Raw genomic sequence first — 14313 nt, 5'->3', positions numbered from 1 at the left:
CAACTCCTACTCGGCAACACTTTTTCGCCCGATGAGCAGGGCAGAAAGCGGTCGGAACGGCTGCAACCAGGCGCCCTCGTCGGGCAGGGTGTCCAGGCTTACCCGTGGCAGAGGCTCACGGAAGACACCTGGGATGTCCTCGAGATCGACGAAGTCCAAGATATCGGACGACACAGCCCAGCTGGCGTGTTCACGGAACCCGAGAACCTGGACCGGGATGCCGGTTGCTGCGATGTCCTCGAGCGGTTCGCGGAACGCTTGGCCGTCGGCGGACGCGACCATGATTCCGGCGAGGCCCTCGCCGTACCGGAGCGCGATGTGCTCGAGCATGTCCGAATCGACATCGCTGTCTTCATCGACCTTCGGCTTGGCGAACACCGCGAAACCCACGTTACGCAAGGCTTCGACCCAAGGACGAACGACGTCGGCGCTGCCGGACGCGATGTTGGTGAAGACGGTCGCTTCAGGCTCGAGCGTGCCGCTGTTCTGTGCGGACAGTTCGGCGGTGCGAGAGAGCAGCCAACGACCCAAAGCGTCGAATCGTGGCCGGTAGGCGGCGGTAGGCCGGCCACCGAGGATAGCGCCGAGGCCCATATCGAGGTTAGGGGCGTCCCAGACCAGAAGCACCCGCTTGGGGTGGCGGGAGTCACGACCGAAGTCGAGAGGAGATTCCGACGACGTCACGTCGTCGGATAGCTGTTCGCTGACGCTCATGCTCTGATCTTCCCCCATATAAGCTCGGTGATTGCACTTCCGACCTTATGGGCTTTGTCCTCGAACTTGGTGACCGGACGCTCGTGGGTCATCGGAGACTCCCAGTCGAGTGCGGTCAGCAGCGGCTCGGCATTGCCGGCTTCTTCGATCCATTCGGCGTACTCGGCGTGATCGGTTGCCACGTGCAGCACTCCGCCAGGCTTGAGACGGTTGGCGATCAGCGCGAACGTCGGCCCCTGCAGGAGGCGACGCTTGTGATGTCGGGCTTTGGGCCACGGATCCGGGAAGAACACCCGGACGCCCGTCAGCGATTCGGGGGCGACCATGTTCTCGAGTACGTCCATCGCGTCACCGCGCAGTACGCGGACGTTGGGAATTTCTTCGCGTTCGACCTGCTGGAGAAGCTGCGCCAGCCCGGGGCGGTACACCTCGATCGCGATCAGGTTCACGTGCGGTTCCGCCTTGGCCATTGCGGCCGTCGCGGTGCCGGTACCCGAACCGATCTCGATGATCAGGGGTGCTTCACGTCCGAACCAGGCGTTCGCGTCGAGCGGTGTGTCCGAGACGTCGGCGCCGATGAGCGGCCACTGACGGTCCCAAGCCTGCTGCTGTGCGTCGGTCAGCGCACCCCGGCGAGAGCGAAAGCTGGTCACTCTCGGATGGAGACGGGACCCCTTGGTGTGGTCCGTCTGCCCCGTGTCAGGGGTCTGCGGTGCATGCTGATCGGCTTCGTTCACGAACCCATTGTCACGCATGACCCCCGTTTAGCGCAGACGGGTCTGAAGTTTGAGTTGAGACTTTCCACGGAAAGTCCTGAAACCGTCGACTTCGGACTGTCGGCGAAAGGGTGGTGTCACCTGCCGTCCTTGCCGAGAACCTGACAGAATCTCACCGACACGATGGGGACGTGGGGTGGGGATGAACACAGGATTTGCATGCCGTGAGTGGTCACGAATGTTGCCCGCAGAATCGATCGACGACGCCTGCTCGGAGCCGATCGATCAGCTGCGCGCTCTGGCATATCGGCTGACGTCGATCGATTCGGGAGCCGCAGAGGCGGTCCACTCGGTGCTCGGATCGCTGACTGCGCCGCTCGAGCTGGTGGTCGCCGGACGGGCCGGGGTGGGGCGGTCGTCGTTGGCGCGAATCCTGAGGCGCGACGACCGGTTCTCGCGCAGAGTTGTCGGCGCACCGGTTGTGGTGACCGAGTCGAGGGCATTCGATGTCCCTGGAACGTCGAACCCCGATCTGGGTCGTCGTTGCGTTGTCTACGTGGTGGTCGACGCGGTCCGCGACGTCGACGGCCGAGCCATTGCTCGAGTTTCCGATCGTGTGGTCGTCGCTGCGAACAAGGCTGACTTGTTCGGTCCGCGCTGGGACGAGGCGCTGGGACGGGCGGCGGAAATCTCGGAGAACGTCGGCGTGCCCACGGTTCCGGTGGAGACACTGACCGGGCGCGGCGTCGAAGAGTTGTTCGCGGCTCTCGGACCTGTTCTGGAGGCGCAGTGGTGGGGCCGGGTCGAGCAGATCGGCCCGGCGCTGAGGCGATCTGCCTCGCGCAGCGCTGCGGGCAGGGACGAGATCGAGTTGTATCTGAGTTCGGACTCCGCGGTGTTGTTCGGCGCCGCGGCGGCGATGATGAGCCCCGAAATTCGAGCCCTGCGTCAAGGCGAACCTCCCGATCCTCGGACTGCTGACGACGCGGGCACGTGCAGCCGGTGGTGGAGCGAGCTCATGAACGAGTCGGAACAGTGTCCGCAACAACGGGTCTCACTGATTCGACGCGGGTATGTGCGTCGGTGGGCGCAGCTCGGAGGCGATCGCTCTGCCCCGGCGGTGACCGATGAATAGCGTTTCGGTACTTCCGGATTCGGTGCTGCGCGTGGTGCAGCGATGGAATCCGGCATCCGATCCGGGTCGTCGGGTCGCCGCCGAAACATCCAGTGGCACTCGCATTTACGTTGTCGGTCCACCAAGGTGTGGACGGGAAGACGTCGCGCAGATGTTCGATGCTTCGGATGATTGTTCGTCAGTGACACGCGAGGTGGACGCCGACGTCGTACTTCTGGTCGTCGACGCCGCCAGTGTGATCGGACGCGAGGATCTCCTTCTCCTCGGCGACGCTGCGGCGAGCGGAACCCCGGTGGTGGTGGCGCTGACCCGCGTCGACGTCTATCGAGACTGGCAGGCGGTGCGCCGGCGTGATGCCGAGATTCTCGCTTCGCACTGCACCGCTTTTGCGCAGGCTCCCGTGGTCCCGATTGCGCCTGGTCAGGAGCAGTCACTCGTTGCAGTCGTGAGCCGGGCGGCACGGGAGAGGGAAGCAGGTGGTTCGGATTCCGGAGTCATCGCACAGACGCGCCGGATGATCGAGATGGAGATCCGGAATCTACGTGACGGTGTTCCTGGTGCCGAACTGCGGGCAGAGCGATCGCAGCTGCTCGCAGACCGTGACGGCCGGCGAGGCGAACGCCTGGTGCAGGTGCGAAGCCGACTGCAACGAGCGCGCGGGGATCTGTCACAACAAATCGCCGAGGCAACCCGGGCGACGGTCGCCGGGGCACGTGCCTGGGTCGACACGGCCTCGCGAGCCGAATTGGGCAGCGTGCCGACGCGACTGCAGCACGAGGTCGACCACCACACCCGGGTGTTCGACGCCGCGATGGCGGCAGCGGTGGAATCTGCGGGGACGAACGGATACATGCCTTCCCCGCAGATTCCGGAGGGCCTGCCGGGCCGTCAGCGCGGAAACGAGGACCGGGTGACAATTCTTGTCGGCGCGTCCGCGGGTCTCGGCCTCGGCCGTATCGCAGTGACTCCGCTGGAAATGATTCCGGCCTTGGAGTTCGCAAGTATCCCCGTGACGTTGATTCTGGGTGGCGCCGCGGCGTGGTGGTTGGCGCGAACTCGCGGGCTGACGGCCGATCGTGCCCACTCCAGGTCGTGGATCGTCGAATCGATGTCGGCGGTTCGCGCTCAGTGGGAGCAGCGAGTGCAGAGCGTGCTGCTCGAGGCCGAGGCGGATCTGGGAGCGGCGATCATGGCGGAGAGTCGCGAGCAGTTGGCGTCGGCGCAGGCTCGAATCGTGGAGATCGACGGTGAACTTCGTGAGCTCGCCGCGGCCAGATCGGGTCAGCTCGCGTCGTGCGAGCGCGACCTCGCCGTTTTGAACACCGCCTACTGATCATTTCGCGAGTGCAGAGTTCTCCACAGTGCGGCAATTTCGGCCACGACTGATCGTCGGGGTCTGGTAATACTGAGCGGACGGTTTCGGTAGGGGTTGCCGAAGCAGTAGGTCACCATCCAGTAGGGGGAGTAATGGAAGCATTTCTGATCACGGCCGGACACATCGACGGGCACGAAGCCGAAGCGCTCGATCCTGGGCGTATCGAGCCCGAGACCTTCGGGCCCGCGTCGGGACCGGTCGATGCCGGCGACCTGAACTTCGACGCCTTCGACTTGGACGGTGACGGAACGGTCGACAGCCGTGTCGTCCACTCCGACGACGCCGTCGTGATCGTGTCCGATTTCGATCGCGACGGTAGCGCCGATCGCCTCACGATGATCGACTCGGACGGCGACTACTCGGCCTGGGAATGCAGTCGAGACGACGAAGGCGCCCTCGTGTGGCAGAAAATCGATGCCGGAGCGCTCTGAAAAGCTTCCGTTTATGTGCTCTGAGCGCCGGGTAGGCACCTGAACACACCAACTGAATCGTTTCTGTGACATTTCTGACCGCACCCGATTACCTGCAGGTGAACAGCCAGCGTTAACCTCAATACATAGGACACCCGGCGTCCGTGAAATCCACGTGAGTGGATGACGCGGCTGGACCCCGTCGAGAGGGGGACACCGGGATCGACTGGTATCGGGGCGCTGCAGTTCGCATCCGGTGTCACGAGAACCCGGTTCCGGCTCACCCCAGGAGAGTTTGATGACCTCAGCGACCATTCCCGGTCTCAATGGAACTGACGGCACGCCCCCCACGCAGCACAAGGAACTGCTTGCATGGGTGCAAGAGGTTGCCGAACTCACCCAGCCTGATCGCGTCGTCTTCGCAGACGGCTCGGACGAAGAATGGGACCGACTGACAACGAAGTTGGTCGAGGCAGGAACCTTCACCCGCCTCAACGACGAGAAGAAGCCGAACTCTTTCCTCGGCAACTCCGATCCGTCCGATGTCGCGCGAGTCGAATCGCGTACGTACATCTGCTCGAAGGAAGAAATCGACGCAGGTCCCACCAACAACTGGATGGACCCGGCGGAGATGCGCACCCTCATGGGTGACCTGTACCGCGGTTGCATGCGTGGACGCACCATGTACGTCGTGCCGTTCTGCATGGGCCCCCTCGACGCCGAGGACCCGAAGCTGGGCGTCGAGCTCACCGATTCCGAGTACGTCGTCGTATCCATGCGCGTCATGACCCGCATGGGCAGCAAGGTTCTCGACAAGCTCGGCACCGACGGATTCTTCGTCAAGGCGCTGCACTCGCTCGGCGCTCCGCTGGCCGAAGGCCAGGAAGACGTCGCGTGGCCGTGCAACGACACCAAGTACATCACCCACTTCCCCGAGGATCGTGAGATCTGGAGCTTCGGTTCCGGCTACGGCGGAAACGCTCTCCTGGGCAAGAAGTGCTACTCGCTGCGTATCGCCTCGGCAATGGCGCACGACGAGGGCTGGCTGGCCGAGCACATGCTCATCCTCAAGCTCATCTCGCCCGAGGACAAGGCCTACTACATCGCGGCGGCATTCCCCTCCGCTTGTGGCAAGACCAACCTCGCGATGATCCAGCCGACCATCCCCGGGTGGCGCGCCGAGACCCTCGGTGACGACATCGCCTGGATGCGTTTCGGTGAGGACGGACAGCTGTACGCCGTCAACCCGGAATTCGGTTTCTTCGGCGTGGCTCCCGGCACCAACTGGTCCTCGAACCCCAACGCCATGCGCACCATCGACCAGGGCAACACGGTCTTCACCAACGTCGCTCTGACTGACGACGGTGACGTCTGGTGGGAGGGCCTCGAAGGCGACCCGCAGCACCTGATCGACTGGAAGGGCAACGAGTGGACGCCCGAGTCGGGCACCCATGCGGCTCATCCCAACTCGCGTTACTGCACCCCGATGTCGCAGTGCCCGATCATGGCTCCCGAGTGGGACGACCCGAAGGGCGTGCCGATCTCGGCAATCCTGTTCGGCGGACGCCGCAAGACGACGGTTCCGCTGGTCACCGAGGCTCGCGACTGGCAGCACGGCGTCTTCATGGGTGCAACGGTCGGCTCCGAGCAGACCGCAGCAGCCGAAGGCCAGGTCGGTACGGTTCGCCGCGATCCGATGGCAATGCTGCCGTTCCTCGGCTACAACGTCGGTGACTACTTCCAGCACTGGATCGACCTCGGCAAGTCCGCCGACGCGTCCAAGCTCCCCAAGGTCTTCTACGTCAACTGGTTCCGCCGCGGCGACGACGGACGCTTCCTGTGGCCAGGCTTCGGCGAGAACTCTCGCGTCCTGAAGTGGATCGTCGAGCGTATCGAGCACAAGGCTGCCGGTATCGACACCCCGATCGGCGTCGTTCCCACCGGATCGGCACTCGACATCGAAGGCCTGGACGTGTCGGACGCCGACATCACCGAGGCTCTCGCGGTCAACATCGACGAGTGGAAGGCCGAGATCCCGCTCATCGAAGAGTGGTTCGACTTCGTCGGCGAGAAGCTGCCGACCGGCATTCGCGACGAGTTCGAAGCTCTGAAGCAGCGGTTGGCCTGATAAACCGCCCCCGTATGTAGTGGCCTGATGCCGCATTGGTTCAATTTGATGAACCGATGCGGCATCGGTCGTCTGTATGCCCTTGCCTGTAGCCGTTAAGCAGTTCAGCCGTTATGCAGTTCAGCCGTAAAGCAGTGATCAGCGAGCGGGTCGACACACTCGATCCTCAGGAGGACCAGATATGAGCGGGATCTACAACAACGTGACCGAATTGGTCGGGCGCACCCCGATCGTGCGGCTCAACCGTCTGACCGAGGGCCTGGACGCACAGGTCGCCGTCAAGCTCGAGTTCTACAACCCGGCCAACAGCGTCAAGGACCGGATCGGCGTGGCGATTATCGACGCCGCCGAGAAGTCCGGTGCACTCAAGCCCGGTGGCACCATCGTCGAGGGAACCAGCGGTAACACGGGTATCGCACTCGCCATGGTCGGTGCTGCTCGCGGCTACAAGGTCATCCTGACCATGCCCGAGACCATGTCCACCGAGCGTCGCGTGATGCTGCGTGCTTACGGCGCCGAGATCGTGCTGACCCCGGGATCCGAGGGCATGGCCGGTGCGGTCGCCAAGGCCAAGGAAATCGTCGAGCAGACCGAGAACGCTGTCTCGGCCAGCCAGTTCGCGAACCCGGCCAACCCGGCCATCCACGAGGCAACGACGGGCGAAGAGGTCTGGGCCGACACCGACGGCGCCGTCGACATCTTCGTGTCCGGCATCGGCACCGGCGGCACTATCACCGGCGTCGGACGCACCCTTCGCAAGTACAAGCCCGAGGTCAAGATCGTGGGCGTCGAGCCCATCGACTCGCCGATCCTCAACGGTGGCCAGCCCGGCCCCCACAAGATCCAGGGAATCGGCGCGAACTTCGTGCCCGACGTCCTCGATCGCGAGATCTACGACGAGATCATCGACGTCTCGTTCCCCGATTCCATCGAGGTCGCTCGCGCACTCGGCACCCAGGAAGGCATCCTGGGCGGCATCTCGTCCGGTGCCATCGTCTGGGCCGCACTCGAGTTGGCGAAGCGTCCGGAAAACGCCGGCAAGCTGATCGTGGCTGTCGTGTGTGACTTCGGCGAGCGTTACATCTCCACCCCGCTGTTCGAACACATCCGGGACTGAGACTTGTGAGTATCCTCGGGACAATTCGCGAGGACCTGCAGGCTGCGCGCGGTCAGGATCCTGCCGCGCGCAGCAATGTGGAGAACGCGCTCGTTTATTCAGGGCTGCATGCCATTTGGGCGCATCGGGTTGCGCATCGTATGTGGGCTGTCCCTGCACTACGCGGCCCGGCGCGAGTGCTCTCGCAGCTGACACGCTTCGTTACCGGCATCGAGATTCATCCCGGTGCCACCATCGGTCGGCGGTTCTTCATCGACCACGGCATGGGCGTCGTGATCGGGGAGACGGCCGAGGTCGGTAACGACGTGATGCTCTATCACGGCGTCACTCTCGGTGGTCGCTCGCTCGAACAGGTCAAACGTCACCCGACGCTGGGAGACCGGGTCACCGTCGGCGCTGGTGCCAAGATCCTCGGACCTGTCGTCATCGGTGAAGGTAGCGCTATCGGCGCCAATGCCGTTGTCACCAGAGATGTTCCGGCCGAATCCATCGCGACGGGTATCCCGGCGGTGGCGCGGCCACGGACCACCAAGGAAAAACTGGTGGACCCGAACAGCTACATCGATCCGGCGATGTACATCTGAAGCACTCCTTCTTCGATGGCCACCCTCGTGTAGACGGCGGGTGGCCATCGGCGTCTGTTCAGGCTCGCGTCAGGTGCCACCCGCGACGTCCCAGTACGACGGCCGTCGCAGCGCCCAATGCTGCTCCGATCAAGGGATAGCAGGCCAGGACGAGCCAGCGCGGTCCGTCTAAGGGTTCGTAGGCGGTGGCTATTGTCGACTCGTAGTCCCGAGCCATCTGCACGTCCCGGAACGGTACGTAGGAACCCTGATAGACGATGGTCTCGTCAGGGCTGGTCATCACGTCGATCAGACTGCCCACCAGGGGAATTCCCCCGACTACAAATCCCAGAACCGCCAGAATCACGATCAGTGCGCGCATCGAAAGAGCCTATCGCCCAGCCGAAAGTTCAGACTGCGATCGACGGTTCTTCAGGCGTCGAGAGGGTCAGGATCGCCCGCACGACACGTGGGCTCTGCTCGAGTGAGCGTTCGAGTTCGCGCAACGTGTGGGCCACACGGGATTCCGCGTAGTCACCGACCAGATCGACGCTGGCCACCAGGTAGACCTGTCGCGGCCCGAGGTATTCCATACGCAGGAACGTGATTCGGTTGATCTCGGGCAGTTGGGTGAGAGCTTCGACGGCTGCTGCCCGCAGCGTCGGTGAGGCCTCTTCGCCGACCAGGAAGCGGCGGTTCCGATCTATCAGGATGATTGCGATGACCCCGAGGAGAATGCCGACGAAGATGGAGCCGAGGGCGTCGGGGATGGGTGAACCGGTGACCTGGTGCAACAGAACACCGACGAACGCGATGACCAAACCGATAAGTGCCGCAGCATCTTCGGCGAACACGGCCCGAGTCGTCGGGTCGGATGTGTTGAGTGCCTGGGTCATGACGTCGCGGTTCACGGCGGACGCTTCGTTTCGGAGTTGTTTGTACGCCTGCCGGAACGAGATGCCTTCGAGGATGAACGAGACGCCGAGGACGGCGTAGGCGACACCGAAGTCGGACGCCGGTTCGGAATGGAACAGTTCCTGGATGCCATGAGTGATCGAGACACCCGCGCCGAGTGCAAACAGTCCGAGAGCGGCGAACATCGACCAGATGTATGCCTCCCGGCCGTAGCCGAGTGGCTGGTCTCGGTCGGGAACCCTTTTCGAGCGGCGGTTCGCGATCAGCAGCAGCACTTCGTTGCCGGTATCGGCCCAGGAGTGGGTGGCCTCTGCGACCATCGATGCAGATCCGGTGACGATGGCGGCCGCCGTCTTGGCACCGGCGATCAGCGCGTTCGCCGCAAACGCCAGTACGACCGTCGTGGTGCTCTCGTCGGCCGATGCTTCCGTTTCGGTGCTCACGATTCTCAGGCTAGGCGGGTGACGACGGTTTCGTGCGGTGACGCTCGGCGACGGAGTGCAGCAGTGTGGCGACGGCGTCGTGGAACTGCGTCAGGCCCGGCTCTTCGACGGGAAAGTGCCCGCACCCGTCCAGCATCACGAATTCGGTGGGAGCGTTGATGCGGCGGAGGAACTGCAGGCTCAGTTCGGGTGGCGTCCATCGGTCGTCGGCCGGGTGGGTGAGCAGAACGGGCGTCGTCCGAAATGCTTCGGGTGCGGTGTGCTCGAACGAGAAGTAGCTGCTGAGGAATCCGAGTGGCACCCGAACACCGCCACCGCGCGGATCGGTTGCGCACAGCGTTGCGAGCTCCCGATTGCTGCTCATGTTCGCCACGTCGGCGACCCAACGGATGGGCACGCGGATACGGCCCACCAGTCGTTCGGTGCGCCGCATCAGGGGAGCGCCGTAGACACCCATCGGGCCGAACCGCGCCGCGGCAGCTCTGGCCGATGGATCCGAGGGATCGAGCAGACAGGTAGCGACGACGGCGTCGGCCAGACCGGTCCGCGCGGCCACCTCGTAGGCCAGCAGACCGCCGATGCTGGCGCCCAACAACACCAGCGGCCGATCGTCGGCTGCCTTCTCGGCCCGGACGAGATCGCAGAGGAGATCGACCCACTGCTCGTACCGGACGCCGGCGGGATCGGCTACGACGGTGTCGCCGTACAGCGGAAGGTCAGGGAAGAGGACTTCGGCTCCGAGTTTCACGCCGATCCCGGCGAACGGCCACAACGCGCCCGAGTAGCCGCCGGCGCCGTGGATGCCGAGAACACGAACCGGCGCGTCTGGAACCACGGCCCGTGCGACGTGGACGGTGTTGCCGTTCCACTCCCACCACGTCGGGGTCGGCGCCGGCATGTGGTCGGTGTACCGGTCGGGCATAAACTTCCAGTAATCGGCGCTGGTCACCTACACAATTCTCGGTATCGGCGTCGCGGCTGACAACTCGCATCGGAGGACCGTGTCGACTCGGCGGAAAAGGCCCTCCCAGCAGCGCTCGAGGGCTACCTACGACGCGATCCTGGAGGCAGCTACTCGCGTTTTCGCTTCGGAAGCCATGGCAGCGACCACCAACCGGATCGCTGACGAAGCAGGGGTGTCGGTGGGCTCGCTCTACCAGTATTTCGGCGACAAGTACGAGATCCTCTCGGAGTTGGCGAACCGTCACGTGAGTGCTGCGCGGGAGAGTTTTGCGCTCTGCCTTGCCGACATCGTCGAGCGTGAGCTCACCCCGGACGAGGCCGTGAGGATGTTGGTGGAGTGCGCGGTCGAAGTGAACAGTAAGCCGCGAGAGTTCTTTCACCTGCTCTACGATCAGGTTCCGCGTACGCGTGAGCTCATCGAGCAGGTCGAAGAAATGAATCGTCAACTGGTACTCGGCTTTTCGGAGCGCCTCCAGAGCCACGGTTTCAGTGCGGAGGATGCGTTGTTGACGTCGCGGCTGACCGTGACTGCCGTGGACAGTCAGGTGCATCGGGTTGTGCTGGAATCGGATTCACCCGAAGAACTTCGAGTGCGAACGGAAGCCGTCGTACGGCACGCGAGATCGATGATCGGGTCGCAACCTTGATCCGGTGTCGAGAATGGTGACCGCGGTCCGTTATGGTTCTGACGTCATCATCGAGGTAATGGGAAGTCGGTGCAATTCCGGCGCGGTCCCGCCACTGTGAGGTCGTCCCTGCGTCGACCGTAGCCAGATACCACCCTCGTTGACGTTGTGTCATGCCACGAGGATGGATCGGTCACACCATGAATGCTGTTGGCGGAGCTCTGTCTCCACCTACCCACCTGCCTGCGCCGAAGGCTGGTGCACCGCGAGGACGACTCGGTCCGGGTATCGTGCTGCCCGCTCTGCTGGTCGTCACCGTGCTCTCTGCTGTGTGCGCGTTGGCGTTCGGATCCGAGATGCTCCCCGTGTCCACTGTGGTGGACGTGGTGCACTCGCGCTTCGGAGGCCCACCCGTCACGCGTTCCGAACTTGCGATCGTGTGGGGGATCAGAGCACCTCGGGTACTGCTCGGTCTGGCCGTCGGCGCTGGTCTTGCCGTCGCCGGCGCGGTGGTGCAAACCCTCGTCCGTAACGCTCTCGCCGATCCCCACCTGCTGGGAGTGTCGTCCGGCGCGAGTGTCGGTGCCACCGCCGTCATCACCACCGGACTGTTCGCCGGCGCGGGAGTGTGGGCGCTCAGTTTCGGCGCGATGATCGGGGCGTTGGGAGCTGCGATTCTCGTCTTCACCATCGCGACGCTGCAAGGCGGTATCACTCCACTGCGATTGGTTCTGACCGGCACCGTTACCGCATCCGCCCTGTCGGCGATCGCGAGTTTTCTGGTGCTGCGTACCAATGATTCCCAGGCCGCGCAGTCCGTATTGTTCTGGCTCCTAGGAAGTTTGGCCGGGGCATCCTGGGACAAGTTGTGGGCGCCGGTCATCGTTGTGTTCCTGTTGACGGCAGCGGTGTTCGCGCTGCACGGTTGGCTGGACGCGCTGGCGGCCGGACCGGACGTCGCGGCTTCGCTCGGTATTCCCATCCGAACCCTGCGAAACGTGCTGTTCGGCGTGCTGGCAGCGTTGGTCGGCACGATGGTTGCGGTGTCCGGCGCGATTGCCTTCGTAGGCTTGGTCATACCGCACGTCACACGCATGCTTGTCGGAGCCAGACATCGAGTGGTGTTGCCGGCGGCAGCGCTGATCGGCGCGTCGTTCCTCGTGTGGGTCGACGTCGTGGCGCGGACCTCGTTGCGGCCGACCGAGATCCCGCTGAGCGTGGTGACCGGGGTGATCGGTGCACCGCTGTTTCTCCTGCTTCTCGGCCGTCGGCGCTACCGATTCGGTGGCAGTTCGTGAGCGCCCGAGCCCTGGCGCTGACCGCGTCCGGAGTCGTTGTCCGCATCGACCGTCGAACCATCGTCAAAGGCGTCGACATCGCGGCCGACGCCGGCGCAGTGGTCGGCGTGGTTGGTCCGAACGGCTCGGGCAAGTCGACGTTCTTGCGTGCTCTCGCCGGTCTCGGGCCGATCGCCGGCGGTGACATTCGTGTCGGCGGCGAGTCCGTGCACGCGATGTCCGCGCGGTCGAGGGCCAAAGCCATTTCCTTTGTGGCGCAGGAAGAGCAGAGTCCCGCCGATTTGTTGGTTCACGAGTACGTGAGTCTGGGCCGCACACCACATGCAAAGCCCTGGAGCGTCGGTGGAAAGCACGAGAATGCCGTCGTCGATCGTGCTCTGGGCGAGGTCGGAATGATCGAGCACCGGTTCTCTTCGATGGACACGCTTTCCGGCGGTGAGCGTCGGCGGGTGTTTCTCGCCCGAGGTCTCGCGCAGGACGCCGGTGTGCTCATCCTCGACGAGCCGACCAATCATCTCGACATCCGGCATCAACTCGAACTGCTCGATCTGGTCCGGTCGTTGGACCGGACGGTGATCATGGCACTGCACGACCTCGATTTGGCTGCGGCAGTGTGCGATCGGGTGCTCGTGCTCGCGGATGGAGTGGCCAGGGCGTTCGGACATCCATCCGACGTACTCACCACCTCGGTGGTGGCAACTGTTTTCGGCGTCGAGACTTTCGAACTCGTGAACCCCGCGACAGGCCGTTCACACCTCGTATTCGAATCACGAAATTCTCAACCACAACAATCATTTTCGGAGAGTGCACTTTGATACAGGTCAAGACCCGCGCGTCGTTCGGTGCGGTTGTAGCCGCGACAGCGTTGTTGACAGTTGCCGGCTGCTCGGCAACTGCACCGGTGGACGAAGCTGCAGACAAGACTTCGGTGACATTGGAGAACTGCGGGACCGAAAGCACTTTCCAGCTTCCGATCGAGAACGTCGTTGCGACAAGCAATGCGGCCAATATCGGCACCATTCTTCGAGTCGGCGGTTTGGATCGTCTCGCGGCCGTCGTGTTGAACACGAACAACGACGCGGTCATGGAGTCGATGTTCGGCCCTGGAATTGCGGACGTCCCACACCTGGACGGAACGATCACGATGGAGACGATTCTGGGTAAGCAGGCGGACCTGGTGGTCGGCTCCTACAGTGGCTTGTTCAAGGGCGCCTCCGGTGTGACGCCGGAATCGCTGCAGAGCAACAACATCGATGCATATGTGATCTCCGATAGTTGTCGGCAGAGTGCCGCAGCGGATTCCGCGCTCGGCACGATGGGTCCGTGGGATGCCCTTCGTGCGGACGTGACCAATTACGGAAAGCTGTTCGGAACCGAGGACACCGCCGCCGAGGCATTGACCGAATTGGATTCACGTTTGGCACGTCTGGAGTCCGCGCCAGATGCCGCCGACAAGCCGAAGGTGCTGATCTACGACAGCGGTGAAGAAGATCTGTACACCAGCGGAGGCAACGGAGCCCCCAACGGAATCATCGACGTCGCCGGGGGAACCAATGTGTTCGCCGACGTCGACAATACCTGGTTCAAAGCGAGCTGGGAGACCGTCGCGAAGTCAGAACCCGACATCATCGTGATCATGGACTACAAGAAGAGTGCCGACGAAGTACAGGGCAAGATCGACGCGATCAAGAGCCGAGAAGGCCTACGCGATCTCGACGCAGTCAAGCAGAACCGTTTCGTCGTACTCCCGCTCGCCATGTTCACCAGTGGGTTCCCCAATATCTACGGCGCGGAAGAGTTGCGCGCGAAGATCGAAGAGTTCGGGCTTGCTCCGTCGAGCAGCATCGACTGGACAACCGCGCCGTCGGCATGAGCAACAACCGGTGCTCGCGTCGGGTGATTGTCGTCTT

General features: G+C 63.5%; 15 protein-coding genes and 1 riboswitch. Of the genes, 10 read left to right on the top strand and 5 right to left on the bottom strand.

All coding sequences use genetic code 11. The annotated features are described in order from the left end of the window. Positions 1-6 precede the first annotated feature (6 nt). Together G4D79_RS00075 and trmB are read right to left on the bottom strand one after the other, a co-directional pair. Positions 7-714 (bottom strand): NYN domain-containing protein, encoded by a 708-nt coding sequence (locus G4D79_RS00075; RefSeq protein ID WP_003945733.1) that lies wholly within the window; start codon positions 712-714, stop codon positions 7-9. Further along, positions 711-1469 carry a tRNA (guanosine(46)-N7)-methyltransferase TrmB gene (trmB, locus tag G4D79_RS00070; RefSeq protein ID WP_037132323.1) on the bottom strand — a complete coding sequence of 253 codons (759 nt, stop codon included), beginning with the start codon at positions 1467-1469 and terminating at the stop codon, positions 711-713. Before trmB ends, G4D79_RS00075 begins: the two co-directional genes overlap by 4 nt. Before the next feature lie 163 nt (positions 1470-1632). On the opposite strand from trmB, the gene G4D79_RS00065 reads away from it, so the two are divergent. The 6 genes from G4D79_RS00065 (at position 1633) to epsC (ending at position 8179) form a co-directional block, all read left to right on the top strand. Next, a complete protein-coding gene (locus G4D79_RS00065) occupies positions 1633-2565 on the top strand; it encodes a GTPase domain-containing protein (protein WP_228401924.1) in 933 nt (310 codons plus the stop codon). Further along, the gene (locus G4D79_RS00060; protein WP_228401925.1) at positions 2558-3898 is read left to right on the top strand and encodes a hypothetical protein; all 1341 of its coding nucleotides are present in this window, start codon (positions 2558-2560) and stop codon (positions 3896-3898) included. Before G4D79_RS00065 ends, G4D79_RS00060 begins: the two co-directional genes overlap by 8 nt. A gap of 134 nt (positions 3899-4032) precedes the next feature. After that, a complete protein-coding gene (locus G4D79_RS00055) occupies positions 4033-4371 on the top strand; it encodes a DUF6802 family protein (RefSeq protein WP_058039155.1) in 339 nt (112 codons plus the stop codon). Between the two features lie 277 nt (positions 4372-4648). Next, the gene (locus G4D79_RS00050) at positions 4649-6478 is read left to right on the top strand and encodes a phosphoenolpyruvate carboxykinase (GTP) (protein ID WP_003945806.1); all 1830 of its coding nucleotides are present in this window, start codon (positions 4649-4651) and stop codon (positions 6476-6478) included. A 181-nt stretch (positions 6479-6659) separates the two neighbouring features. Then, the gene (gene cysK / locus G4D79_RS00045; RefSeq protein WP_019747115.1) at positions 6660-7595 is read left to right on the top strand and encodes a cysteine synthase A; all 936 of its coding nucleotides are present in this window, start codon (positions 6660-6662) and stop codon (positions 7593-7595) included. 5 nt (positions 7596-7600) lie between these two features. Continuing rightward, entirely contained in the window at positions 7601-8179 is a 579-nt protein-coding gene (gene epsC / locus G4D79_RS00040) for a serine O-acetyltransferase EpsC (protein ID WP_003945907.1), read from the top strand. Positions 8180-8237: 58 nt separating this feature from the next. Here epsC and G4D79_RS00035 read toward each other — a convergent pair whose 3' ends face one another. The 3 genes from G4D79_RS00035 to G4D79_RS00025 are packed head-to-tail and all read right to left on the bottom strand — an operon-like array spanning position 8238 to position 10465. Further along, positions 8238-8540, bottom strand: a complete 303-nt coding sequence (locus G4D79_RS00035) for a hypothetical protein (RefSeq protein ID WP_042920270.1) — start codon at positions 8538-8540, stop codon at positions 8238-8240. Between the two features lie 28 nt (positions 8541-8568). After that, positions 8569-9516, bottom strand: a complete 948-nt coding sequence (locus tag G4D79_RS00030) for a cation diffusion facilitator family transporter (protein ID WP_003945700.1) — start codon at positions 9514-9516, stop codon at positions 8569-8571. A gap of 10 nt (positions 9517-9526) precedes the next feature. Further along, entirely contained in the window at positions 9527-10465 is a 939-nt protein-coding gene (locus G4D79_RS00025) for an alpha/beta hydrolase (protein ID WP_099696992.1), read from the bottom strand. A gap of 52 nt (positions 10466-10517) precedes the next feature. Between G4D79_RS00025 and G4D79_RS00020 the strand changes: the two genes are divergently transcribed. The 4 genes from G4D79_RS00020 to G4D79_RS00005 all read left to right on the top strand — a co-directional run bounded on the left by G4D79_RS00020 (position 10518) and on the right by G4D79_RS00005 (position 14276). Next, complete coding sequence (locus G4D79_RS00020) at positions 10518-11126, top strand: TetR/AcrR family transcriptional regulator (RefSeq protein ID WP_099696991.1); 609 nt, start codon at positions 10518-10520, stop codon at positions 11124-11126. Between the two features lie 6 nt (positions 11127-11132). Beyond that, positions 11133-11280: riboswitch (cobalamin riboswitch) on the top strand. Positions 11281-11395: 115 nt separating this feature from the next. Next, on the top strand, positions 11396-12403 hold the full coding sequence (locus G4D79_RS00015; protein ID WP_003945625.1) for an iron ABC transporter permease: 1008 nt from the start codon (positions 11396-11398) through the stop codon (positions 12401-12403). Continuing rightward, positions 12400-13218 (top strand): ABC transporter ATP-binding protein, encoded by an 819-nt coding sequence (locus G4D79_RS00010; RefSeq protein WP_054187997.1) that lies wholly within the window; start codon positions 12400-12402, stop codon positions 13216-13218. The genes G4D79_RS00015 and G4D79_RS00010 overlap by 4 nt, the downstream gene beginning before the upstream one ends. Further along, positions 13215-14276 carry an ABC transporter substrate-binding protein gene (locus tag G4D79_RS00005; protein ID WP_099696990.1) on the top strand — a complete coding sequence of 354 codons (1062 nt, stop codon included), beginning with the start codon at positions 13215-13217 and terminating at the stop codon, positions 14274-14276. Before G4D79_RS00010 ends, G4D79_RS00005 begins: the two co-directional genes overlap by 4 nt. The last annotated feature ends 37 nt before the right edge of the window (positions 14277-14313 follow it).

The organism is Rhodococcus sp. WY5 (assembly GCF_018588185.1).
GTDB classification, from domain to species: Bacteria; Actinomycetota; Actinomycetes; order Mycobacteriales; family Mycobacteriaceae; genus Rhodococcus_F; species Rhodococcus_F qingshengii.
The sequence above is the reverse complement of the archived record's forward strand: the minus strand, read 5'-3'. Positions and strand labels throughout refer to the sequence as shown.